The sequence below is a fragment of the Mycobacterium palustre genome, assembly GCF_002101785.1.
GTDB lineage: Bacteria > Actinomycetota > Actinomycetes > Mycobacteriales > Mycobacteriaceae > Mycobacterium > Mycobacterium palustre.
The window spans coordinates 71,312-93,779 of sequence record NZ_LQPJ01000070.1 but is presented as its reverse complement, the minus strand read 5'-3'; the positions used below and the strand labels follow the sequence as shown (position 1 = coordinate 93,779).

General features: G+C 69.0%; 21 protein-coding genes. 13 read left to right on the top strand and 8 right to left on the bottom strand.

Annotated elements, in window-relative coordinates; translation table 11 throughout:
* Positions 1 to 92 precede the first annotated feature (92 nt).
* Positions 93 to 737 carry a sensor domain-containing protein gene (locus AWC19_RS06695; RefSeq protein ID WP_211284863.1) on the bottom strand — a complete coding sequence of 215 codons (645 nt, stop codon included), beginning with the start codon at positions 735 to 737 and terminating at the stop codon, positions 93 to 95.
* A 95-nt stretch (positions 738 to 832) separates the two neighbouring features.
* Here AWC19_RS06695 and AWC19_RS06690 point away from each other — a divergent pair, with 95 nt between their 5' ends.
* From AWC19_RS06690 to ligA, 4 genes are all read left to right on the top strand, one after another.
* Positions 833 to 1,858: a uroporphyrinogen decarboxylase/cobalamine-independent methonine synthase family protein gene (locus tag AWC19_RS06690; RefSeq protein WP_085077284.1), complete on the top strand. Its 1,026-nt coding sequence runs from the start codon at positions 833 to 835 to the stop codon at positions 1,856 to 1,858.
* 69 nt (positions 1,859 to 1,927) lie between these two features.
* Positions 1,928 to 2,413: an SRPBCC family protein gene (locus tag AWC19_RS06685; RefSeq protein ID WP_085077283.1), complete on the top strand. Its 486-nt coding sequence runs from the start codon at positions 1,928 to 1,930 to the stop codon at positions 2,411 to 2,413.
* On the top strand, positions 2,410 to 2,736 hold the full coding sequence (locus AWC19_RS06680; RefSeq protein ID WP_085077282.1) for an ArsR/SmtB family transcription factor: 327 nt from the start codon (positions 2,410 to 2,412) through the stop codon (positions 2,734 to 2,736). Before AWC19_RS06685 ends, AWC19_RS06680 begins: the two co-directional genes overlap by 4 nt.
* Positions 2,737 to 2,798: 62 nt before the next feature.
* Positions 2,799 to 4,886, top strand: a complete 2,088-nt coding sequence (gene ligA / locus AWC19_RS06675; RefSeq protein ID WP_085077281.1) for an NAD-dependent DNA ligase LigA — start codon at positions 2,799 to 2,801, stop codon at positions 4,884 to 4,886.
* A 36-nt stretch (positions 4,887 to 4,922) separates the two neighbouring features.
* On the opposite strand, the gene AWC19_RS06670 is transcribed toward ligA, so the two are convergent.
* The 5 genes from AWC19_RS06670 to AWC19_RS06650 all read right to left on the bottom strand — a co-directional run bounded on the left by AWC19_RS06670 (position 4,923) and on the right by AWC19_RS06650 (position 10,196).
* The gene (locus AWC19_RS06670) at positions 4,923 to 5,378 is read right to left on the bottom strand and encodes a hypothetical protein (protein ID WP_085077280.1); all 456 of its coding nucleotides are present in this window, start codon (positions 5,376 to 5,378) and stop codon (positions 4,923 to 4,925) included.
* Between the two features lie 12 nt (positions 5,379 to 5,390).
* Positions 5,391 to 8,303 (bottom strand): MMPL/RND family transporter, encoded by a 2,913-nt coding sequence (locus AWC19_RS06665; protein ID WP_085077279.1) that lies wholly within the window; start codon positions 8,301 to 8,303, stop codon positions 5,391 to 5,393.
* Positions 8,300 to 8,737, bottom strand: coding sequence for an MmpS family transport accessory protein (locus tag AWC19_RS06660; RefSeq protein WP_276043198.1), 438 nt, complete (start codon positions 8,735 to 8,737; stop codon positions 8,300 to 8,302). The genes AWC19_RS06665 and AWC19_RS06660 overlap by 4 nt, the downstream gene beginning before the upstream one ends.
* A gap of 131 nt (positions 8,738 to 8,868) precedes the next feature.
* Positions 8,869 to 9,474: a TetR/AcrR family transcriptional regulator gene (locus AWC19_RS06655; RefSeq protein ID WP_085077278.1), complete on the bottom strand. Its 606-nt coding sequence runs from the start codon at positions 9,472 to 9,474 to the stop codon at positions 8,869 to 8,871.
* A gap of 65 nt (positions 9,475 to 9,539) precedes the next feature.
* A complete protein-coding gene (locus AWC19_RS06650; RefSeq protein WP_142281027.1) occupies positions 9,540 to 10,196 on the bottom strand; it encodes an ACT domain-containing protein in 657 nt (218 codons plus the stop codon).
* 96 nt (positions 10,197 to 10,292) lie between these two features.
* Between AWC19_RS06650 and gatC the strand changes: the two genes are divergently transcribed.
* The 5 genes from gatC to gatB all read left to right on the top strand — a co-directional run bounded on the left by gatC (position 10,293) and on the right by gatB (position 16,041).
* A complete protein-coding gene (gene gatC, locus AWC19_RS06645) occupies positions 10,293 to 10,592 on the top strand; it encodes an Asp-tRNA(Asn)/Glu-tRNA(Gln) amidotransferase subunit GatC (RefSeq protein WP_085077276.1) in 300 nt (99 codons plus the stop codon).
* Complete coding sequence (gene gatA / locus AWC19_RS06640) at positions 10,589 to 12,076, top strand: Asp-tRNA(Asn)/Glu-tRNA(Gln) amidotransferase subunit GatA (protein WP_085077275.1); 1,488 nt, start codon at positions 10,589 to 10,591, stop codon at positions 12,074 to 12,076. Before gatC ends, gatA begins: the two co-directional genes overlap by 4 nt.
* Positions 12,077 to 12,141: 65 nt before the next feature.
* Positions 12,142 to 13,173, top strand: coding sequence for an ATP-dependent 6-phosphofructokinase (locus AWC19_RS06635; protein WP_085077274.1), 1,032 nt, complete (start codon positions 12,142 to 12,144; stop codon positions 13,171 to 13,173).
* Between the two features lie 378 nt (positions 13,174 to 13,551).
* Positions 13,552 to 14,505, top strand: a complete 954-nt coding sequence (locus AWC19_RS06630) for a MinD/ParA family ATP-binding protein (RefSeq protein ID WP_245848772.1) — start codon at positions 13,552 to 13,554, stop codon at positions 14,503 to 14,505.
* Between the two features lie 27 nt (positions 14,506 to 14,532).
* Entirely contained in the window at positions 14,533 to 16,041 is a 1,509-nt protein-coding gene (gene gatB, locus AWC19_RS06625) for an Asp-tRNA(Asn)/Glu-tRNA(Gln) amidotransferase subunit GatB (protein WP_085077272.1), read from the top strand.
* Positions 16,042 to 16,124: 83 nt separating this feature from the next.
* Here gatB and AWC19_RS06620 read toward each other — a convergent pair whose 3' ends face one another.
* The gene (locus tag AWC19_RS06620; RefSeq protein WP_085077271.1) at positions 16,125 to 17,255 is read right to left on the bottom strand and encodes a PQQ-dependent sugar dehydrogenase; all 1,131 of its coding nucleotides are present in this window, start codon (positions 17,253 to 17,255) and stop codon (positions 16,125 to 16,127) included.
* 211 nt (positions 17,256 to 17,466) lie between these two features.
* Here AWC19_RS06620 and AWC19_RS06615 point away from each other — a divergent pair, with 211 nt between their 5' ends.
* A complete protein-coding gene (locus tag AWC19_RS06615) occupies positions 17,467 to 18,324 on the top strand; it encodes a DoxX family protein (protein WP_085077270.1) in 858 nt (285 codons plus the stop codon).
* A gap of 3 nt (positions 18,325 to 18,327) precedes the next feature.
* Here AWC19_RS06615 and AWC19_RS06610 read toward each other — a convergent pair whose 3' ends face one another.
* Complete coding sequence (locus AWC19_RS06610; RefSeq protein ID WP_085077358.1) at positions 18,328 to 18,666, bottom strand: PH domain-containing protein; 339 nt, start codon at positions 18,664 to 18,666, stop codon at positions 18,328 to 18,330.
* Between the two features lie 331 nt (positions 18,667 to 18,997).
* On the opposite strand from AWC19_RS06610, the gene AWC19_RS06605 reads away from it, so the two are divergent.
* From AWC19_RS06605 to ilvC, 3 genes are all read left to right on the top strand, one after another.
* On the top strand, positions 18,998 to 20,863 hold the full coding sequence (locus AWC19_RS06605; protein WP_085077269.1) for an acetolactate synthase large subunit: 1,866 nt from the start codon (positions 18,998 to 19,000) through the stop codon (positions 20,861 to 20,863).
* A complete protein-coding gene (gene ilvN, locus AWC19_RS06600) occupies positions 20,860 to 21,363 on the top strand; it encodes an acetolactate synthase small subunit (protein ID WP_085077268.1) in 504 nt (167 codons plus the stop codon). Before AWC19_RS06605 ends, ilvN begins: the two co-directional genes overlap by 4 nt.
* 63 nt (positions 21,364 to 21,426) lie before the next feature.
* Positions 21,427 to 22,428, top strand: a complete 1,002-nt coding sequence (gene ilvC / locus AWC19_RS06595; protein WP_085077267.1) for a ketol-acid reductoisomerase — start codon at positions 21,427 to 21,429, stop codon at positions 22,426 to 22,428.
* Positions 22,429 to 22,468 lie beyond the last annotated feature (40 nt).

Sequence of the window (22,468 nt, the reverse complement as noted above, 5' to 3'; positions counted from 1 at the left end):
GAGCTTACCGGCATGAGCACCCAGCAAGTCGCGGCGCGTGGGGCGCCGGCCGTGCAAAGCTGCGCCCGGCTCCACCGCGCTTGCGATCGCCACTAGGCCGGAACGTTGGCGGCGATGTTGGTCATCACGATGTCGGACACCGATTGCGGGAAGCCGCAGAACGTGACCTCCAGCAGGGCCACCGAGGCGACCCGGTAGTCGCGGCCGCACCCGCCGGGTCCCAGGTGCAGGGTGCTGGTCTTGGCGGTCCAGTCGCCGACGAGCAGCTGGCCGGCCGAGCCGCCCGCGCAGTCGCCGACGGTGCGCACCAGGGCGGCGAACGCGCGCCGCGCGGTGTCGGCGTCGGGGTAGGCCGCGGCGCCCTCGGAGATCAGCGCGCCGGCGGGCGGGTCCTGGAAGGTGGTCTTGTGAAATTCCTCGACGTCCGGCCCGAAGGTCGCGGTCTCCGCATAGAGGAATCGGCACTCCCGCGGCGTGCTCTCGGCGAGGGCGTCGATGTCCACCGGGCGGTTGCCGTCCATCGAGGGAATGATTGTCAGGTGCTCACCGGCGCCGGTGATGGCGCGCATCCGCGACTGGTCGAGCAGGATGGTGTCGACGTTCACGCCGCGCACGCCCTTTGCGCCGGGGCCGAAACCGGGCAACGCCGCGCCGTCGACCACCCGGGTGCATGCCGCCGCCAACAGCACGGCGCCCCACCCGCACAGCAGCAGCCGCCGCCCTGTCTGTCTTGCCACGCCCCACACCGTTCGCACCTTCTTCGGCTTGAACCTACCCGCCGGGCACACCCCTGGCGACCGGCATCCGGCACCGGGTCGAATACGGTTGGGCGGTGAGTGCTTTCGCGCACCCGTTCGCCACGGCCAGCGGCATCGGGTCCTGGCCCGGCACCGCCGCGCGGCAGGCCGCCGAGGTGGTCGTCGGCGAGTTGGCGGACGCGCTGGCCCACCTCGTCGAGCTGCCCGCCCGGGGGGTGGGCGCCGACCTGCTCGGGCGGGCCGGCGCGCTGCTAATCGACGTGGCCATCGACACCGTGCCGCGCGGCTACCGCATCGCCGCGCGGCCCGGGGCGGTGACCCGCCGCGCTGTCAGCCTCCTCGACGAGGACATGGATGCGCTCGAGGAGGCCTGGGAGACCGGCGGGCTCCGCGGCGGCGGGCGCGTGGTGAAGGTGCAGGCCCCCGGCCCCATCACGCTGGCCGCCGGGCTCGAGCTGGCCAACGGCCACCGGGCCATCACCGATCCGGGGGCCGTGCGCGACCTGGCGGCGTCGCTGTCCGAGGGCGTGGCCGCGCACCGCGCGGCGCTGGCTCGCCGCCTCGACACCCCGGTGGTGGTGCAGCTCGACGAGCCGTCGCTGCCGGCGGCCTTGGGGGGCCGGCTCTCCGGGGTGACGTCGCTGAGCCCCGTGGCCGCGCTCGACGAGGCCGTGGCCGTCACGCTGCTCGACGCCTGCGTGGCGACCGTGGGCGGCGAGGTGCTGCTGCATTGCTGCGACCCCGAAGTGCCGTGGGAGTTGTTGCAGCGCAGCACAATTGGTGCGATATCCGTGGCGGCGTCGACGCTGCGCGCGCCGGACCTGGACGGCGTGGCCGCGTTCGTCGAATCGGGCCGGACTGTCATGCTCGGCGTGGTCGACTCCGTCGCCCCGGAGCGGCGACCCTCGGCGGAGGAGGTGGCGCGCGCGGTGGTCGCGGTGACCGATCGCCTCGGGTTCGAGCGCTCGGCGCTGCGCGACCGGATCGGCCTCACCCCCGCGTGCGGCCTGGCGGGCGCGACGCCGCAGTGGGCACGCACCGCGATCGCGCTTGCCCGCAAGGCCGCCGACGCGTTCGCCGAGGACCCCGACGCGATCTAAAAAACGCAACCAAACGGTTGCGCGTTGGCCCGCGGTGTGGTGTAGTGACAGGCAACCAGGAGGTTGCATATGAGCACCGATCGCATCGAGAAGCAAGTACTGCTGCGCGCGCCGCTGGAGCGGGTGTGGCGGGCCATCAGCGACGCCGAGGAGTTCGGCCGCTGGTTCGGGGTGCGTTTCGACGGGCCGTTCGTCGCCGGCCGGCCCGTCACCGCGACGATCACCCCGACCACCGTCGACGAGGAGGTCGCCCGGCGTCAGGAACCGCACGCGGGGGTGAGCACCACGTGGCACGTCGTCGCCATCGAACCGCCGCGACGCTTCGCCTACCGCTGGCAGCCGTGCGCGGGCGACCCGGACGTCGACGGGGGCGCCACCACGCTGGTCGAGTTCGCCCTGTCCGAGACGCCCGACGGTGTGCTGCTCACCATCACCGAATCCGGCTTCGACGCCATCCCCGAGGCGCGCCGCACGTCGGCCTTCGAGTCCAACTCCGAGGGCTGGGCCATCCAAACCGACCTGGTGCGCCGGTACCTGGAAGACGCCCGGGTATGAGCCCCGTCGGCGCGCCGCTGCACCCCTTTTTCAGCGCGCTCGGCGATCCCAACCGGCTGCGCATCGTCGTGCGGCTGTGCGAACTGGGCCCCAGCTCGACGTCGCAGGTGAGCGGCGAGATTCCGGTCACCCGGCAAGCCGCGAGCAAGCACCTGGCGCTGCTGGAGGACGCCGGGCTGGTCACCAGCAGCCGGCGCGGCCGCGAACGCGTGTGGACGGTGCAGACCGAGCCGCTGGCCCGGGCCAGCGACTACCTCACCCAGCTGTCGCGCCGGTGGGACGCCGCGGTGGAGCGGTTGCGGGCCTACGTGGAAGAGGACTGAGCGTTTACGTCTCCGCGAACGCGGCGGCCGGGCCCGTCGGCGCGCTCCGATAGCCTGCGAGGGTGAGTTCAGCAGAGGCTGATCCGACCGAGGCGCCAGCGCCCGACGTCCGGCGGGAATGGCAGGAATTGGCCGACGAGGTCCGCGAACACCAATTCCGCTACTACGTGCGCGACGCGCCGATCATCTCCGACGCGGAGTTCGACCAGCTGCTGCGCCGGCTGGAGGCGCTCGAGCAGCGCTACCCGGAACTGCGCACGCCCGACTCGCCGACCCAGCTCGTCGGCGGCGCCGGCTTCGCCACCGATTTCACCTCGGCCGAGCACCTCGAGCGGATGCTCTCCCTGGACAACGTGTTCAGCGCCGACGAATTCGAGCTGTGGGCGGCTCGCGTCCGCGCCGAGGTCGGCGGCGAGGTGCCCTATTTGTGCGAGCTCAAGATCGACGGCGTCGCGCTCGCGCTGGTCTATCGCGGTGGCCGGCTGGTCCGGGCCGCGACCCGCGGCGACGGGCGCACCGGCGAGGACGTCACGCTCAACGCCCGCACCATCGATGACGTCCCCGAACGGCTCACCCCCAGCGAGGCTTACCCCGTCCCCGACGTTCTCGAGGTGCGCGGCGAGGTGTTCTTCCGGCTCGCCGACTTCGAGGCGCTCAACGCCGCCCTGGTCGAGGACGGCAAGACGCCGTTCGCCAACCCGCGCAACAGCGCCGCGGGCTCGCTTCGGCAGAAGGACCCCGCGGTCACCGCGCGCCGCAGGCTGCGGATGATCTGCCACGGCGTGGGCCACACCGAAGGCTTCCGGCCCGCCACGCTGCACGACGCCTACCTCGCGCTGGGCGCCTGGGGGCTGCCCGTCTCCGAACACACCGCCCGGGTCGACGACGTCGCCGGTGCGCTCGAGCGCATCACCTACTGGGGCGAGCACCGCCACGACGTGGACCACGAAATCGACGGCGTGGTGGTCAAAGTCGACGACGTGGCGCTGCAGCGCCGGCTCGGATCCACCTCGCGGGCGCCGCGCTGGGCGATCGCCTACAAGTACCCGCCGCAGGAGGTGCAGACCAAGCTCCTCGACATTCGTGTCAACGTCGGGCGGACCGGGCGCGTCACCCCGTTTGCATTCATGACGCCGGTCAAGGTCGCCGGCTCGACGGTCGGGCTGGCCACCCTGCACAACGCCGCCGAGGTCAAGCGCAAGGGCGTGCTGATCGGCGACACCGTAGTGATCCGCAAGGCCGGCGACGTCATCCCCGAGGTGCTGGGCCCCATCGTCGACCTGCGCGACGGCTCGGAACGCGAATTCGTCATGCCCACAACGTGTCCCGAGTGCGGCACCCCGCTCGCCCCGGCCAAGGAGGGCGACGCCGACATCCGCTGCCCCAACGCCCGCTCCTGCCCGGCGCAGTTGCGGGAGCGGGTTTTTCACGTCGCGGGCCGCGGCGCGCTGGACATCGAGGGGCTCGGCTACGAGGCCGCCATCGCGCTGCTGCAGGCCGGCGTGATCGCCGACGAGGGCGACCTGTTCACGCTGACCGAGGACGACCTGCTGCGCACCGAGTTGTTCCGCACCAAGGCCGGCGGGCTGTCGGCCAACGGCGCCCGGCTGCTGGCCAACCTGGACAAGGCCAAGGCGCAGCCGCTGTGGCGGGTGCTGGTGGCGTTGTCGATCCGGCACGTCGGGCCGACGGCCGCGCGCGCCCTGGCCACCGAGTTCGGCAGCATCGAGGCGATCGAAAAGGCGTCGACCGAGCAGCTGGCCGCGGTCGAGGGAGTCGGTCCCACCATCGCGGCCGCCGTCACCGAGTGGTTCACCGTGGACTGGCACCGCGCGATCGTCGACAAGTGGCGCGAGGCCGGCGTGCGGATGGCCGACGAGCGCGACGAGAGCGTGCCGCGCACGCTGGAGGGCCTGACCATCGTCGTCACCGGGTCGCTGACCGGCTTTTCCCGCGACGACGCCAAGGAGGCGATCGTGGCGCGCGGCGGCAAGGCCGCGGGCTCGGTGTCGAAGAAGACCGACTACGTCGTCGCCGGCGACTCGCCCGGCTCCAAGTACGACAAGGCGGTAGAGCTGGGGGTGCCGATCCTCGACGAGGACGGCTTCCGCCGGCTGCTCGAGCACGGCCCCTCCGACACGGCGACCTAGCTCGGCCGAGACGTCGCGGGAAGCCTTTCGTGGGCGCTACGACACGGGCTGCCGACCGGCATGGGCGCTCTGATCCACCGGCGCAACGTTGCGCAGACGCCTTTTCAGGCTCGCGGTCCGCAGCAGCCGAATGGTGAGGCTTATGCTGCCCAGCATCGGGCCCAATCCGATATAGATCCGGAGCGAATGTATGCCGTGCAGTTCGAGGTTGCCGAACACATAGAAGCATCCCAGGCTGAAGACGGTGGCGGGGATGGAAAACGCCATCGGGGAACTGCGATCCGCGATGACTTGCCTCGCGTAATCCAGCTCGTCGTTGGACATCGGTTCCCCGCGGCGCAATTTATTGAGGACTTTCGCGGCGCCGCCGATTTCTTCGCTGATCGGGGCGGATTCGCGTCGCATGATCCGTTGCGAGAAGGCATAGAACAACGTGCCGAAGACCGGTATGCCCACGCCGGCGAGTATGGCCAGATAACCGAAAAGGCTCATATGACGACGCTCTCAGGGCCGGCCCGCGCGCGACGAGTCGAAAGCCACCGCGGGGTCTCCGTCCTCCCAGAGCAGCAGTTGGCGAACCGCCGAACGCGGCCCGTACGGGCGAAGCATGCTGCTGGCGGGGCGGGGGCGCACGCGCTGGGGCCACCAGAACCACCGGCCGAGCAGCGCGGCGACGGACGGCGTCATAAACGAACGCACGATCAGCGTGTCGAACAGCAGCCCTAGGCCGATCGTGGTACCGACTTGGCCCAGCACCAACAAAGCGGAGAACACGAAGGACGACATGGTGAAGGCGAACACCAGGCCGGCTGACGTCACCACCGCCCCGCTGCCCGCCATCGCACGGATGATGCCGGTGTTCAAGCCGGCGCGGACTTCCTCTTTGAACCGGGAGATCAGCAACAAATTGTAGTCGGACCCCACCGCCAAGAGGATGATGACCGACAGCGCAAGGCAAATCCAGTACAGCTTGATACCCAAAACGTCCTGCCAAATCAGCACCGAAAGCCCGAAAGAGGCGCCCAACGAAAGCGCCACCGTGCCGACGATGACGATCGCGGCGACCAGGCTGCGGGTGATGATCAGCATGATGATCAAAATCAGGCTCAGCGCGGCTATCCCGGCGATCATGAGGTCGTACTTGGCGCCGTCGGCGATGTCCTTATAGGTCGCCGCGGTGCCGGCGAGATAAATGTTCGAGTCCCCGAGGGGAGTGTTTTTCACGGCTTGTTTCGCCGCCTCCCGAATCGGGTCGATATGCGAGATGCCTTCGGGGGTGGCGGGATCCCCCTCGTGGGAAATGATCATGCGGGCGGCCTTGCCATCCGGCGAGAGGAACATTTTCAAACCCCGCTGGAACTCGGGGTTTTGGAAAGCCTCCGGGGGCATGTAGAAGGAGTCGTCGTTCTTCGCGGCGTCATAGGCCTGCCCCAGGGCGGTCGCCGTGTCGGTGTTAGCTCGCGTCTGGGCATTGATCCCGAAATTGGTGGCGTAGTTGGACAGCGTCAGTCCCAGGTTCTTCTCCTGGTCGGCGATCTGGGGCGGCAGCAGCGTCACCAGCTTCTGCTGGCCCGCATCCAATTTGTCCAGGCTGGCGGTGAGCTTTTCGAACTGCGCGCTGAGCTGATCAATGCCGTCGAGCGCGTCGAAGACGGACCTGAGCGCATAGCATGCGGGAATGTCATAGCAGTGCCTTTCCCAGTAGAAGTAACTGCGAATCGGCCGGAAGAAATCGTCGAAATTCGCGATCTTGTCGCGCAGCTCGTTAATGGTGGCGATCGTGTCGTGGAAGCTCTGGGTCTCGTCGTGGGTTGAGGCCGCGAGGTCTTTTTGCAGCGAATACTGCCGGTTCAAAATGCTGATGGTGTCTCTTAGCGTGTCGGCCTGCTTCCGTATGTCCTCCGCGCGCTCTTTTTGGTACTGCAGGTTCTCGATGTTGCCGATGCTGCCCGCGCTGATCTGAAAAGCCAACGACGTGTGTTCGATCGGCGTTCCCAGGGGCCTGGTCATCGACTGCACTTGGGCGATGCCGGGCAGGTGGGCGATGGCTTTTGCGACCCTTTCCAAATTGATCATGTCGGCCGGATTCCGCATGTCGTGATCGGTTTCGATCATCAGCAGTTCGGGATTCAGCCGGGCCTGGGAAAAATGGCGCTCGGCAGCCGCATATCCGATGTTGGCGGGCGCACTGGCGGGCATGTAGGCACGGGCGTCGTAGTTCGTCTTGTAGCCGGGCAGGGCGAGCAAACCGATGAGCGCTACCGCGGTAGCCACCACCAGAATCGGTCCGGGCCAGCGGACGATCGCGGTGCCGATGCGCCGCCACCCCCGGGTCGCGACCCTGCGCTTGGGGTCGAAGAGCCCGAACAGACCGCCCACGGCGATCACGGCGGGGGCCAGGGTGAGGGCGGCCGCCAGCGCGACCAGGATGCCTAGCGCGGCGGGAATCCCCAGGCTCTGAAAATAATTCAGCCGGGTGAAGCGCAAACAGAACACCGCGCCGGCAACGGTAAGGCCCGAGCCCAAGACCACGTGGGCGGTTCCGCGATACATGGTGTAAAAGGCGGTTTCGCGGTCCTGCCCGTCGTGCCGTGCCTCGTGGTAACGGCCGAGAAAGAATATGGCGTAGTCCGTCCCGGCGGCGATCACCAGCAGGGTGAGCAGATTCGTCGAATAGGTCGACAGCCCGATCAACCCGACGCTTCCCAAAAACGCGACCACGCCCCGGGCCGCGGCCATTTCGATGATGACCGCCGCCAGCACCACGATCGAGTTGACGAACGAACGGTAGACCCACAACAGCATCGCCAGAATCACCAAGACGGTGATGATCGTGACCTTGAAGGTGCCTTTGCTACCGACTTCGAACTGATCGGCCACCAGCGGCGCCGCGCCGGTCACGTAGGCCTTGACGCCGGGTGGCGGCGTCGTATGAGCCACGATCTGGCGGACCGTGTCGACGGACTCGTTGGCTAGGGCATCGCCCTGGTTACCGGCGAGATACACCTGAACGTAGGCGGCCTTGCCGTCCTTGCTTTGCGAGCCCGCCGCCGTCAGCGGATCTCCCCAGAAGTCCTGGACGTGCTCCACATGCTTGGTGTCTTGCTCGAGTTTGCGCACCAAGGAGTCGTAGAACCGGTGCGCGTCAGCGCCCAGCGGTTTGTCGCCTTCCAGCACGATCATGGCCGCGCTGTCGGAGTCGAACTCGCGAAACACTTTGCCGATGCGTCGCATCGCCTGAAACGACGGCGCATCGGGGGAGTTCAGGGACACGTTGTGCGCTTTGGCGACGTCTTCCAGGTTCGGCACCGCGATATTGGCGATGGCGGCCAGCCCCACCCAGAGCAGCAGGATCGGCACCGAAAGCCGGCGGATCGCGTGCGCCACGGCAGGGCGCGGGGCGTCTGGGTCGCTCATGCGGACTTCACCAGGCAAAAGGTGTAGGCGTTCACTTCGTTGACGATCCTTTCGTCCTTCACTTCGCCGTCCACCAGGATGCGACAGCCAAGGGAATCGCTATTGCCTTGTGCCACAAGGTTGCTGAATGCTCCGGGCTGCGTCGTGACCATGGTTAAGGACCACGGCAGGGGCGCGTTCAAGACCTGCCGCGGCTGAACATTGGTGTCCACGTAATTGATCGTTGCCACCGCCCCCGGGTCGCCAAAGACCTCAAGGGTAATGTGTTTGGGATTGAACGGCTCGGTCTGTTCCGAGGCGCCGCTGGCGGCCGACGTATTGTTGTGCGACCCGAAGACCCCGTGGAGTCGATAGATGCAGAACGACGCGACGGCCGCGACCACGACGACGACCAGCGCTATCCACCACCGCCTGACCCCAGTGGTGACTGACATCCTGCTCACCGTTGGCCTTTCGATCGACAGCTTGACAGTACGGTACGGGACCGGCCAGGACAAGAGACGGTACCGTCTACATCGGCCGGGGCGCACCGGCCGCCCGCCGGGCATTCGGTTAGCGAATGTCGTTATCCGCCAGGGCGCGTCAGGGCGGGGATGATCACCTCATCGACCAGGGCCTCCACGGTGCGTTGGGTGGGCGGCCGGTTGGCCATGACCGACCGAAAGATGAGGTAGCCGGGCAGCAGGTCCCAGAGTTCGTCGCTGGGGGCGGCCTCGCCGATCTCGCCCCGCTCGACGGCCTGCCGCAGGATGTGCGCGACCAAGGCCTTCCGCTGATCGAGAAACTGATGCATCGCGTCGTTGAGCGCGCTGTTGCGAGACACCTCGACCAGCACCGCGCGGATGGTGCGGGCGTGCTGGCCGGCCTGCTCGCACACCACCTGACCCAGCCGCAGCAAATCGCCCCGTAGCGTGCCGGTGTCGGGTGCGACGACCACCTGGCGGATGCCCTCGATGAACGCTGCCAGCACCAGTTCGGCTTTGGAGGGCCAGCGCCGGTACACCGTGGCTTTGCTGGCGCGCGCGGTGGCCGCGACGGCGTCCACCGTCAACCCGTCGTACCCGTGCTCCTGCAGGAGCCGCAACGTCACCGCCAACAACTCAGCCTCCCGAGGAGACCACAGCGATGACCCGGCGGTGCGATCGGAAATCTGGGTCACAATGCCTACCATAAAACGTTCGCCGAAGCGCGGCCGCGAGACGCGGATGAGGGCCCGCGGCGGTGGTAGGCGCCGGCTCAGCGCAGCATGGTGGCCACGATCCCGGCGAGGTAGCCCAGCCGCGCCACCTCCGACGGACGGAACTCCGGGCCCGGGCGGCCCAGCACCACCGCCGTGTGCGGGTCCCCGAGCGGCGCGGCGACCATCGCGATGTCCAGGTCGCGCCACGCCGCCGGCACCCATTCGCCGGCGCCGTCCAGCGTCGCCGCCCGCTCGATCGGCAGCCACGGGGCCGAATCCGCCGGCGTTTCCGGGGCGCCCGGGCTGCCCGCGAGGCGCTGCGGCTCCCCGTGTTCGTTGCGCAACACCGTGCACCAGCTGACCCGCAGCACCTTGGGCGCCTCATCGACGAGCGTCTGCAGCCGCGAGGCGTTGTCGCGGGCCGCGGCGACATGGTCGAGCAGCTCCAGCTCGCGGTGGGCCTCCAGCAGCCCGGTGTGTGGGCGGACGCTGTCGACGCGGACGTCGGGCAGCGACTCGGCCGCCGTGATCAGCCGGTCCGGCATCGCCCCCGGCGGCAGCTCGATGACCAGGTCGTCGATCGCATAGCCCGCGCTGCGCTCCACCACGTCCAGCGACAGGATGTCGGCCCCCACCGAGCCGAGCGCCACCGCCAGCGACCCCAGGCTGCCGGGGCGGTCGGCCAGCACGATGCGCAACAGGTAGGACGGCACGGCCAACACTGTTGCACAGCGATGTGTCGGCAACATTTCGGTTTGCATCGCTCCGGCGGGCGAGCGCCAAGCGCGCGCTGGGTAGGCTTTCGGGTCGTGTCTCAGATCTCTCGCGACGAGGTGGCGCACCTCGCCCGCCTGGCCCGGTTGGCGTTGACGGATGCCGAGCTCGACAGCTACGCCGGCCAACTCGACGCCATCCTGACCCACGTCGGCCAGATCCAGGGCGTCGACGTCACCGGCGTCGAGCCCACCGACAACCCGCTCAAGGACGTCAACGTCACGCGACCCGACGAGATGACGCCGTGCCTGACCCAGCAACAGGCGCTGGCCGAGGCGCCCGAGGCCGTCGACGGCCGCTTCGCCGTCCCGCAGATCCTGGGGGACGCCGAGTGAACGAGATCGTCCGCTCCGACGCCGCGACGCTGGCCGCCCGGGTCGCCGCAAAGGAGCTGTCGTCCACGGAAATCACCCGGGCCTGCCTGGACCGGATCGAGGCAACGGACGACCGGTACCACGCGTTTCTGCACGTGGCGGCCGACGAGGCGCTGGCGGCGGCGGCGGCCGTCGACAAAGCCGTGGCCGCCGGGGAGCCGCCGCCCTCGGCGCTGGCCGGGGTGCCGCTGGCGCTCAAGGACGTCTTCACCACCACCGACATGCCGACCACCTGCGGCTCCAAGATCCTCGAAGGCTGGCGCTCTCCCTATGACGCCACGGTCACCGCGCGGCTGCGCGCGGCCGGCATCCCGATCCTGGGCAAGACGAACATGGACGAGTTCGCGATGGGCAGCTCGACGGAGAACTCGGCCTACGGCCCCACCCGCAACCCGTGGGACCTGGACCGGGTGCCCGGCGGCTCGGGGGGCGGCAGCGCGGCGGCGCTGGCCGCGTTCCAGGCGCCGCTGGCCATCGGCACCGACACCGGGGGCTCCATCCGCCAGCCGGCTGCGCTGACCGCGACCGTCGGGGTCAAGCCCACCTACGGCACGGTGTCGCGCTACGGGCTGGTCGCCTGCGCGTCGTCGCTGGACCAGGGCGGGCCGTGCGCGCGCACGGTGCTGGACACCGCGCTGCTGCACCAAGTGATCGCCGGGCACGACCGCCGCGACTCGACCTCCCTGGCCGCCGAGGTGCCCGACGTCGTCGGCGCCGCCCGGGCCGGCGCGGCCGGTGACCTGCGCGGCGTGCGCGTCGGGGTGGTGCGCCAGCTGCGCGGCGAGGGCTACCAGCCGGGGGTACTGGCGTCGTTCGAGGCCGCCGTCGAGAAGCTGACCGGCTTGGGCGCCGAGGTCAGCGAAGTCGACTGCCCCCATTTCGACCACGCGCTGGCCGCCTACTACCTGATCCTGCCGTCGGAGGTGTCGAGCAACCTGGCCCGCTTCGACGCGATGCGCTACGGGCTGCGCGTCGGCGACGACGGCACCCACAGCGCCGAGGAGGTGATGGCGCTGACGCGGGCCGCCGGGTTCGGCCCGGAGGTCAAGCGGCGCATCATGATCGGCACCTACGCGCTGTCGGCCGGCTATTACGACGCCTACTACAACCAGGCGCAGAAGGTGCGCACGCTGATCGCCCGCGACCTCGATGAGGCCTACCGGTCGGTGGACGTGCTGGTATCGCCCGCGACGCCGACCACGGCGTTCCCGCTCGGCGAGAAGGTGGACGACCCGCTGGCGATGTACCTGTTCGACCTGTGCACCCTGCCGCTCAACCTGGCCGGCCACTGCGGCATGTCGGTGCCGTCGGGGCTGTCGCCGGACGACGGCCTGCCGGTGGGGCTGCAGATCATGGCCCCCGCGCTGGCCGACGACCGGCTGTACCGGGTCGGCGCCGCCTACGAGGCGGCTCGGGGCCCGCTGCCGGCCGCTCCCACGGTTTAACGGTTTGGCGGCCAACCGCGCCTTTCGACGGGCTACCGCCCGCTTCCGCGGGGCAAGATGAAGGCATGCGGATCGGAATTCTCACCGGGGGCGGCGACTGCCCCGGCCTGAACGCGGTCATCCGGGCGATCGTGCGCACCTGCGACGCCCGCTACGGCTCGTCGGTGGTCGGCTTCCAGGACGGGTGGCGCGGATTGCTGGAGAATCGGCGGCTGCAGCTGCACAACGATGACCGCAACGACCGGCTGCTCGCCAAGGGCGGCACGATGCTGGGCACCGCGCGGGTGCATCCGGACAAGCTTCGCGCCGGGCTGGACCAGATCAAGCAGACCCTGGACGACAACGGCATCGACGTGCTGATCCCGATCGGCGGCGAGGGCACGCTGACCGCGGCGCACTGGCTGTCGGAGGAGAACGTTCCCGTGGTCGGCGTGCCGAAGACCATCGACAACGACATCGATTGCACCGACGTCACTTTCGGCCACGACACCGCGCTGACGGTGGCCACCGACGCCATCGACCGGCTGCACAGCACCGCCGAGTCCCACCAGCGGGTGATGCTGGTGGAGGTGATGGGGCGACACGCGGGGTGGATCGCGCTCAACGCCGGGCTGGCGTCGGGCGCGCACATGACGCTGATCCCCGAGCAGCCCTTCGACGTCGAGGAGGTCTGCCGGCTCGTCAAACGGCGCTTCCAGCGCGGGGATTCGCACTTCATCTGCGTGGTGGCCGAGGGTGCAAAGCCGGTCGCGGGCTCAATCACGCTGCGGGAGGGCGGAATCGACGAGTTCGGCCACGAGCGTTTCACCGGGGTGGCCGCCCAGCTGGGCGCCGAGGTGGAAAAGCGGATCAACAAGGAGGTCCGGGTGACGGTGCTGGGCCACGTCCAGCGCGGCGGCACCCCGACCGCCTACGACCGGGTGCTCGCGACGCGGTTCGGTGTCAACGCGGCCGACGCGGCACACGCGGGTGAGTACGGCCAGATGGTGTCGCTGCGCGGCCAGGACATCGGCCGGGTGCCGCTGGCGGATGCCACGCGCCGGCTCAAGCTGGTGCCCGACAGCCGCTACGACGATGCGGCCGCCTTCTTCGGATAGGTGGCGACCGGTTCGCAAACATCCGGTGGCGCCGATTCGACGCCCGGCTGAATTTGCCGTCACATTTGGCAGCGCATGCCTGGTCGGGGCGGGGTTGGTGGTTTTCGGCCAGTTCGAGAGGTTATACGGTGAGGTATGAGCAACCGCGGCTCCCTTCGCGGAGTCGTTCAGCCGCCCGCCGCACCGGCAAGGCCATCGAGGTCGCCGGATCTTCGTGTGCCGCCCTTGCGCTGGCGCGCCGACGCGGATCCGACACCGGCGACGGTGCCCGAGCCCTATCGCGCCGCGCCGCCAAAGCCCGTGAAACCATTCTCGGCCCCCCATACCGCCCGGGCCCCGGTGCGGCGGGTGTCGTCGCCGTTTCGCCGCGAGCCGACAATGGGTGGGACGGCCCTCGACGGCCTGGACCAGCCGAAGCTGGACGACTCGGGGCGGACCGGCTGGCGGGATGTGCTGCGCCGGCTCACCGGAATCGACCTCGGTCCCGGCAGGGACGCCGCCTACGCACACGACCTGCGGGAGCGCATCCGCACGCCGGTGCGCGGGGCGTTCCCGATCGCGGTGCTCAACCTCAAGGGCGGGGTGGGCAAGACCGTGGTGGTCGAGGCGCTCGGCTCGACCTTGGCCGCGGTGCGCAACGACCGGGTGATCGCCGTGGACCTCGACGCCGGCGACCTCGCGGAGCGCCACGGCCGCCGCAACCCGCTGAGCTTGGCCGACCTGCTCGCCGACGGCTCGGTCGCGGACTACGCGCGGATCCGGGCGCACACCTACATGAACAGCTTCGGGCTGGAGGTGCTCGGGCTGCCGGACTATTCGCGCACCGACTGGCGACTGGAGCGCCGCGACGTCGTCAAGGCGTTTTCGATTCTGCGCAAACACTATTCGCTGGTTCTGGTGGACTGCGTCAAGGCGGTCAACTCGGCCGTGATGGACGCCGTCCTGCCGGCGGCCTGTGCCCTGGTGGTTGTCACCAGCACCTCCACCGACGCGATACGCAAGACGAAGACCACCCTGGATCTGTTGAGCCACAACGGGTATCAGCGTTTGATGGCATCCACGGTGCTGGTGATCAACCATGTCCAGCCCGGCAAGGTCGGCGTGCTGGCCGCCAAGGAGCTCGACGAGCTGTCCGCCCGCGTGGGCGCCAGCGTGGTGCTGCCCTTCGACCGCCATGTGCAGGACGGCAAAGAGATCGGGCTGGACCGGCTGAGCAGGGAAAGCAGGCGGGCGTACCTGGAGATGGCGGCCGCGATCGCCGACATGTTCGGGCCGCCGGCTGGCGGGGGAAACCTGCGGTTCGGGGCCCGGCGGGCGCCGCACGGGTCGTGACCGGCGTCCCTCGTTAGGATCGACGGCATGAGTGTTGCTGCCGGCGAGTTGCTGGAGTACGACGAGGTCGTCGCGCGTTTCGACCCGGTCCTGGGCCTCGAGGTGCACGTCGAGCTGTCCACCGTGACCAAGATGTTCTGCGGCTGCGCCACCACGTTCGGCGCCGAACCCAACACCCAGGTGTGCCCCGTATGCCTGGGGCTGCCCGGTTCGCTGCCCGTGCTCAACCAGGCCGCGGTCGAGTCGGCGGTCCGGATCGGCCTGGCGCTGAACTGCGAGATCGTGCCGTGGTGCCGCTTCGCGCGGAAGAACTACTTCTACCCGGACATGCCGAAGAACTACCAGATCTCGCAGTACGACGAGCCGATCGCCATCAACGGCTACCTCGAAGCACCGCTCGAGGACGGCAGCACCTGGCGGGTGGACATCGAGCGGGCGCACATGGAAGAGGACACCGGCAAGCTCACCCACCTGGGCAGCGAGACCGGCCGCATCCACGGCGCGACGACGTCGCTGATCGACTACAACCGGGCCGGCGTGCCGCTGATCGAGATCGTCACCAAGCCCATCGTCGGCGCCGGCGCTAAGGCGCCGCAGATCGCCCGCGCCTACGTGACGGCGTTGCGAGACCTGTTGCGCGCCTTGGGCGTATCCGACGTCCGAATGGACCAGGGGTCGATGCGCTGCGACGCCAACGTGTCGCTGATGCCCAAGGGGGCCGCCGAGTTCGGCACCCGCACGGAAACCAAGAACGTCAACTCGCTGCGTAGCGTCGAGGTCGCCGTCCGTTACGAAATGCAGCGCCAGGCAGCCGTGTTGGCGGCGGGCGGCCGAATCACCCAGGAGACCAGGCACTTTCACGAGGCCGGGTACACCAGCCCGGGCCGCACCAAGGAGACCGCCGAGGACTACCGCTATTTCCCCGAGCCCGACCTGGAGCCCGTCGCACCCGACCGCGAGTGGGTCGAGCGGCTGCGAAAGACCATTCCCGAGCTACCGTGGTTGACCCGCAAGCGGATTCAGCAGGAATGGGGTGTTTCCGACGAGGTGATGCGCGACCTGGTCAACGCCGGCGCCGTCGACCTGGTCATCGAGACCGTCAAGCACGGCGCGGGAAGCGAGCCGGCGCGGGCCTGGTGGGGAAACTTCCTCGTGCAAAAGGCCAACGAGGCCAACGTCGGGTTGGACGAGCTGGCCATCACGCCGGCCCAGGTCGCCGCGGTGATCGCGCTGGTCGACGAGGGCAAGCTGTCGGTCAAGCTGGCCCGCCAGGTCGTCGAGGGGGTGCTGGCCGGTGAGGGCGATCCGGACCAGGTGATGGCCGCGCGCGGCCTGGAACTGGTGCGCGACGACTCCGTCACGCAGGCCGCCGTCGACGAAGCCCTGGCCGCCAATCCCGATGTGGCCGAAAAGATCCGCGGCGGCAAGGTGGCCGCGGCCGGCGCGATCGTGGGGGCGGTGATGAAGGCCACCCGCGGGCAGGCCGACGCGGCGCGGGTGCGCGAACTGGTGCTGGCCGCCTGCGGACAAAGCTGACCGGCGCCGCCGCGGGCCGAGTGTGAAAACGGCGGCGCGACACGCCGATACGGCGTCGCAAGATTCACGCTCGCCGAGCGAAATCAGGTCTTGTCGTCGTTGTTGCGCGGGAAGCCGCCGCCCTGCGGGAACAGCGGGAACACCACGTCGTCGAGCTTCTCGGCGTCCCCGGCCGTCTTGTTGACCGTTGCGCCCCAGACGTTTCCGTCGGGCGACATGCGCAGCGCCCACGCGTGGGCGTGGGTGTCCTTGCGGACCACGTCGGGTTCACCGGTCACGGCGCCCGTCGACGGCGCGAGCCGTACCGCCACCGTCAGCTTCGTGTTGATCAGGTTGACCAACACCGTGCCATCCATCGCCGCGCACCCGGCCACGCCCGGCTTGTCCGGCCAGGTCCACACCGTGGAGACCTCCGAGTTCTTGGTGATGCGCTGCAGGCGATCCGCGGTGGGGGTGCGGTCGGCGACATACAGCGAGCCGTCGACCGGGTCGATGCACAGGCCGCCGCCGGCCCCGACCCCGGACAGCGCCGTCGTCGGCGGCGCCTGACCGATGGTCGTCGGCTGCTCGATGCGCAGCACCTTGCCGGCCAGCGACTTCGGGTCGGCGGCCGCCGCCGGGTTGCCCGCGTCGCCGGTCATCACGACCAGCGTGGTGGGGCTGGTGAAGATCAGCGCCCCGGTGTTGCCGGTGGCCCCCTTCGGGATCCCGGTCAGGATGTCCTTGGGGATGTCGCCGTCGGCGATGCGGATCACCCGGTTGTCGCTCGGCGTGCTGATGTAGGCGTACATCAGCCGGTCCTGGGTGTAGGTGGGCGAGAGCACGATGTCCATCAAGCCGCCGTCGCCGGACGGGTCGACCGGGATCACCATCTTCACCTTCGGCTCGGCGCTGACGGAGATCTCCTTGACCGCCCCGGTGGTGCGCTCGGCGACCAGCGCGGTTTTGCTGTCGGTGCCCATGATCAGGCCGCTGGTGCTCTCCAGGCAGCCCTGCATGACGCCGGGCGCCGGGCACGCCTTCGGGAACGGCGTGGGCGGCAGCGGCGGCGGCGGGGGAGGCGTCGAGCTCGGCTGCGGCTTGAGTTCGGGGTTGGTCGTGAACGGCTGTGACTGGGCGTCGTTGAACCGGGCGCACCCGCTCGACACGAGCGCCACCGCGCACAGCGCGGCGAGCCCCCGCCGCGCCGAGCGCCCTGACAGCCCTAGTCGCATGACCGACAGGCTACGGACACTGCGCCCACCGCCGCCACATGCCCGCCCGTGTCGGGCGCCCGGCCGGCCCCGCTTTGGCGACCCGTCCGGCAAAGCGCGCGGGGTGATTTTGGGGGCATCGGGGCCGTTTTGGCGTACTATCCGCCGATTGCCCGGCCAAAGCGTCGCTCAAATCCCCAATTCAGGGCCATTTGCCCTTACCCTGACACCCGTGACCAGTCAATCGAATGACGCACATTGGCAGCGGCCGGGAGAGTCCCCGGAGGCAATTCCCGGGCGCCCCGCGTCGGCGCGCCTGGTCGATCCCGAAGATGACCTGACGCCGGTCGGGTATCCGGGCGATTTCGGGACCACCACGGTCATCCCCTACCAAGACCCCGGCCAGCACTCCGCGGCGGGCCCGGGTGGCTACAACCTGCTCGACCAGCAGGAGCCCTTGCCTTACGTGCAGCCGCAGTCGGTGCCGCATGCGGCGCCGATCTCGGCCACCGAGCCGGCCCGCATCGACTCGGACATCGAGGACGACCCGCACCGCGCCGCGGGCCGGCGCGGGACCCAGCATCTGGGTTTGCTGCTGTTGCGGGTCGGGCTTGGAGTGGTGCTCGGCGCCCACGGGCTGCAGAAGCTGTTCGGATGGTGGGGCGGCGGGGGGCTGGCCGGTCTGAGGAACTCACTGTCCGACGTCGGCTATCACCACGCCGACGTGCTGGCGTACGTGAGCGCCGGCGGCGAGATCGTGGCGGCCGTGCTGCTCATCCTGGGTCTGTTCACCCCGCTGGCCGCGGCGGGCGCGTTGGCGTTCCTGATCAACGAGCTGCTGGCCACCGTCTCGGCGAAGCCGCATTCGCATTCGTTCTCGTACTTCCTGCCGCAGGGGCACGAATACCAGATCACCCTGATCTTCCTGGCGGCCGCCGTGATCCTGTGCGGGCCGGGCCGCTACGGCTTCGACGCCGGCCGGGGCTGGGCGCATCGCCCGTTCATCGGGTCGTTCGTGGCGCTGCTGGGCGGCATCGCCGGAGGCATCGGGGTATGGGTGCTGCTCAACGGGGTCAACCCGATCGCCTGACCCTCATCGGTAGGGATTGGGGACCCGCCCCGCGCTCGCCTCGGTCAGCAGCGGCAGGGTCGCGAAGCTGACCGCGGGCAGCCGCAGCTCCGCCCCGCTCTTAAGGCGCGCCCGCGCCCAGGATCCCCGGTGAAAGCGCAGCCCGTCGATGTCGTCCCAGGCCACCGCGCGGCTGCCCAGCAGCGTGCGAACGGTCACCCCGGCCTCGTCGGCGACGGTGCGCAGCCGGATGATCAACGCCGACAACAGCACCGGGATGGCCAGCAGCGGCGCGGACACCGGCCACGCCAGCACCGGTATCAGCAATCCCAGGGTCAAGAAGCCGACGGCCAAGTGCGCCATCGGCGACACCTTGATCACGACGGGGGAGTCGGTAACCACCCTGGCATCATCGCACCGCCGCTCGACGCCGGTTCCGGCGCGGAGTCGGGTCGGCGTCGTCGGTGACCGGATTTGACTCTTGAGCTGTGCGAAGGCTACCGTCGGACCCTATGGAAACCGCCGGAAAGCCCGGGATGCTCGTAGTACTTAGTCAGCGCGTTGGTGCCTGACTGAGCCCTTCAGCATTTGAAGCGATCCAGCACCAACGCGCAACCCTCGTTCAGCCGCTGAGCTGACGGGGGTTTTTTCATGCGCGACAACGAGACTGCCAAGTGAAGAGGACGAAATCACAGTGAGCGCTCCCGCCAGGCCGCACGCGCAGCAGCAGCGTGCGACCGACATCGCCACCGACGCGGTGAAACCCGCCGCGAAGACCCCCGCTGTCCAATCGAAACGCGTTGCGCCCGAACAACTTACCGGCGCCCAGGCGGTGATCCGATCGCTGGAGGAGCTCGACGTCGAGGTGATCTTCGGGATCCCCGGCGGCGCGGTGCTGCCGGTATACGACCCGCTGTTCGACTCGAAAAAGCTTCGCCACGTGCTGGTTCGCCACGAGCAGGGCGCCGGCCACGCCGCCAGCGGGTACGCCCACGCCACCGGCAAGGTCGGCGTGATGATGGCGACGTCGGGTCCCGGCGCCACCAACCTGGTCACCCCGCTGGCCGACGCGCAGATGGACTCGATTCCCGTCGTCGCGATCACGGGCCAGGTCGGGCGCGGGCTGATCGGCACCGACGCCTTCCAGGAGGCCGACATCTCGGGCATCACGATGCCGATCACCAAACACAACTTCCTGGTTCGCTCCGGCGACGAGATCCCGAGGGTGATCGCCGAGGCATTCCACATCGCGGCGTCGGGGCGCCCGGGCGCGGTGCTCGTCGACATCCCCAAGGACGTGCTGCAGGGGCAGTGCACGTTCAGCTGGCCGCCGAAGATGGACCTGCCGGGCTACAAGCCCAACACCAAGCCGCACAACCGCCAGATCCGCGAGGCCGCCAAGCTGATCGCGGCCGCGCGCAAGCCGGTGCTCTACGTCGGCGGCGGGGTCATCCGCGGCGAGGCGACCGAGCAGCTGGCCGAACTGGCCGACCTGACCGGCATCCCCGTGGTCACCACGCTGATGGCGCGCGGCGCGTTCCCCGACAGCCACCCGCAGAACCTCGGCATGCCCGGCATGCACGGCACCGTGGCGGCGGTGGCCGCGCTGCAGCGCAGCGACCTGCTGATCGCGCTGGGCACCCGCTTCGACGACCGGGTGACCGGCAAGCTGGACTCGTTCGCGCCCGAGGCCAAGGTCATCCACGCCGACATCGACCCCGCCGAGATCGGCAAGAACCGGCACGCCGACGTGCCGATCGTCGGCGACGTCAAGGCCGTCATCACCGACCTGATCGCGATGCTGAAACACCATGATGTTCCCGGTCACATCGAGATGACCGAGTGGTGGGCGTACCTGCGCAGCGTGCAGGCCACCTACCCGCTGAGCTACGGCCCGCAGAGCGACGGCAGCCTGAGCCCGGAATACGTCATCGAGAAGCTGGGCGAGATCGCCGGGCCGGACGCGGTGTACGTCGCCGGGGTCGGGCAGCACCAGATGTGGGCGGCGCAGTTCATCTCTTACGAAAAGCCGCGCACCTGGCTGAACTCCGGCGGCCTGGGCACCATGGGATTCGCCGTTCCGGCGGCCATGGGCGCCAAGCTCGGCCGCCCGGAGGCGGAGGTGTGGGCGATCGACGGCGACGGCTGCTTCCAGATGACCAACCAGGAGCTGGCCACCTGCGCGATCGAGGGCGCGCCGATCAAGGTGGCGTTGATCAACAACGGCAACCTGGGCATGGTGCGGCAGTGGCAGACTCTGTTCTACGAGGAGCGCTACTCGCAGACCGACCTGGCCACGCACTCGCACCGCATCCCGGACTTCGTGAAGCTGGCCGAGGCGCTGGGTTGCGTCGGATTGCGTTGCGAGCGGGCCGAAGACGTCGTCGACGTCATCAACAAGGCACGCGAGATCAACGACCGCCCGGTGGTGATCGACTTCATCGTCGGCGCCGACGCGCAGGTGTGGCCGATGGTGGCCGCCGGGACCAGCAACGACGAGATCCAGGCCGCGCGCGGCATCCGCCCGCTGTTCGACGACGAGAGCGAAGGGCACGCATGACCAAGACGCACACGTTGTCGGTGCTCGTCGAGGACAAGCCCGGTGTGCTCGCCCGGGTGGCGGCACTGTTCTCGCGCCGCGGCTTCAACATCGAGTCGCTGGCCGTCGGCGCCACCGAGCAGAAGGACATGTCGCGGATGACCATCGTGGTCTCCGCCGAGGACACCCCGCTCGAGCAGGTCACCAAGCAGCTCAACAAGCTCATCAACGTCATCAAGATCGTCGAGCTGAATGAGGACAATTCGATGTCCCGGGAGCTGGCGCTGATCAAGGTGCGCGCCGACGCCGGCAGCCGCAGCCAGGTCATCGAGGCGGTGAACCTGTTCCGCGCCAAGGTGATCGACGTTTCGCCGGAGGCGTTGACCATCGAGGCGACCGGCAACCGGGGCAAGATCGAGGCCCTGCTGCGGGTGCTGGAGCCGTTCGGCATCCGCGAGATCGTCCAGTCCGGGCTGGTGTCGCTGTCCCGCGGCGGGCGCGGAATGAGCTCCGCCAAATAGTTTTTCAGCTGATCGATTCGAAGGAGATAGGAAGTGACGAAGCCTTCTGGTGAGGCATTGCAAATGTTCTACGACGACGACGCCGACCTCACCATCATCCAGGGTCGCAAGGTCGGGGTGATCGGGTACGGCAGTCAGGGGCACGCGCACTCGCTGAGCCTGCGCGACTCCGGCGTGCAGGTGCGCGTGGGCCTGAAGGAGGGTTCGAAGTCGCGGCCCAAGGTGGAAGAGCAGGGCCTGGACGTCGACACCCCCGCCGAGGTCGCCAAGTGGGCCGACGTCATCATGCTGCTGGCCCCGGACACGGCCCAGGCCGACATCTTCAAGAACGAGATCGAGCCCCACCTGAACGACGGCGACGCTTTGTTTTTCGGTCACGGGCTCAACATCCACTTCGACTTGATCAAGCCGCCCGCCGAGGTCACCGTCGCGATGGTCGCGCCGAAGGGGCCGGGCCACTTGGTGCGCCGCCAGTTCGTCGACGGCAAGGGCGTGCCCTGCCTGATCGCCGTCGACCAGGACCCCACCGGAAAGGGCGAGGCGCTGGCGCTGTCCTACGCCAAGGCCATCGGCGGTACCCGGGCCGGCGTCATCAAGACCACCTTCAAGGACGAGACCGAGACCGACCTGTTCGGTGAGCAGGCCGTGTTATGCGGCGGCACAGAGGAATTGGTGAAGGCCGGCTTCGACGTGATGGTCGAAGCGGGCTACCCGCCGGAGATGGCCTACTTCGAGGTGCTGCACGAGCTCAAGCTGATCGTGGACCTGATGTACGAGGGCGGCATCGCGCGGATGAACTACTCGGTGTCCGACACCGCGGAGTTCGGTGGCTACCTCTCGGGCCCGCGCATCATCGATGCCGACACCAAGGACCGGATGCGCACCATCCTGCGCGAGATCCAGGACGGCACCTTCACCCGCAAGCTGGTCGCCAACGTCGAGGGCGGCAACAAGGAGCTGGAGCGGTTGCGCAAGGAGAACGCCGAGCACCCGATCGAGGTCGTCGGCAAGCGGCTGCGTGACCTGATGAGCTGGGTCGACCGCCCGATCACCGAGACGGCGTAATCGTTTCCGCCGAACGTGCTCTCAGGGCGCACTTTTCGCG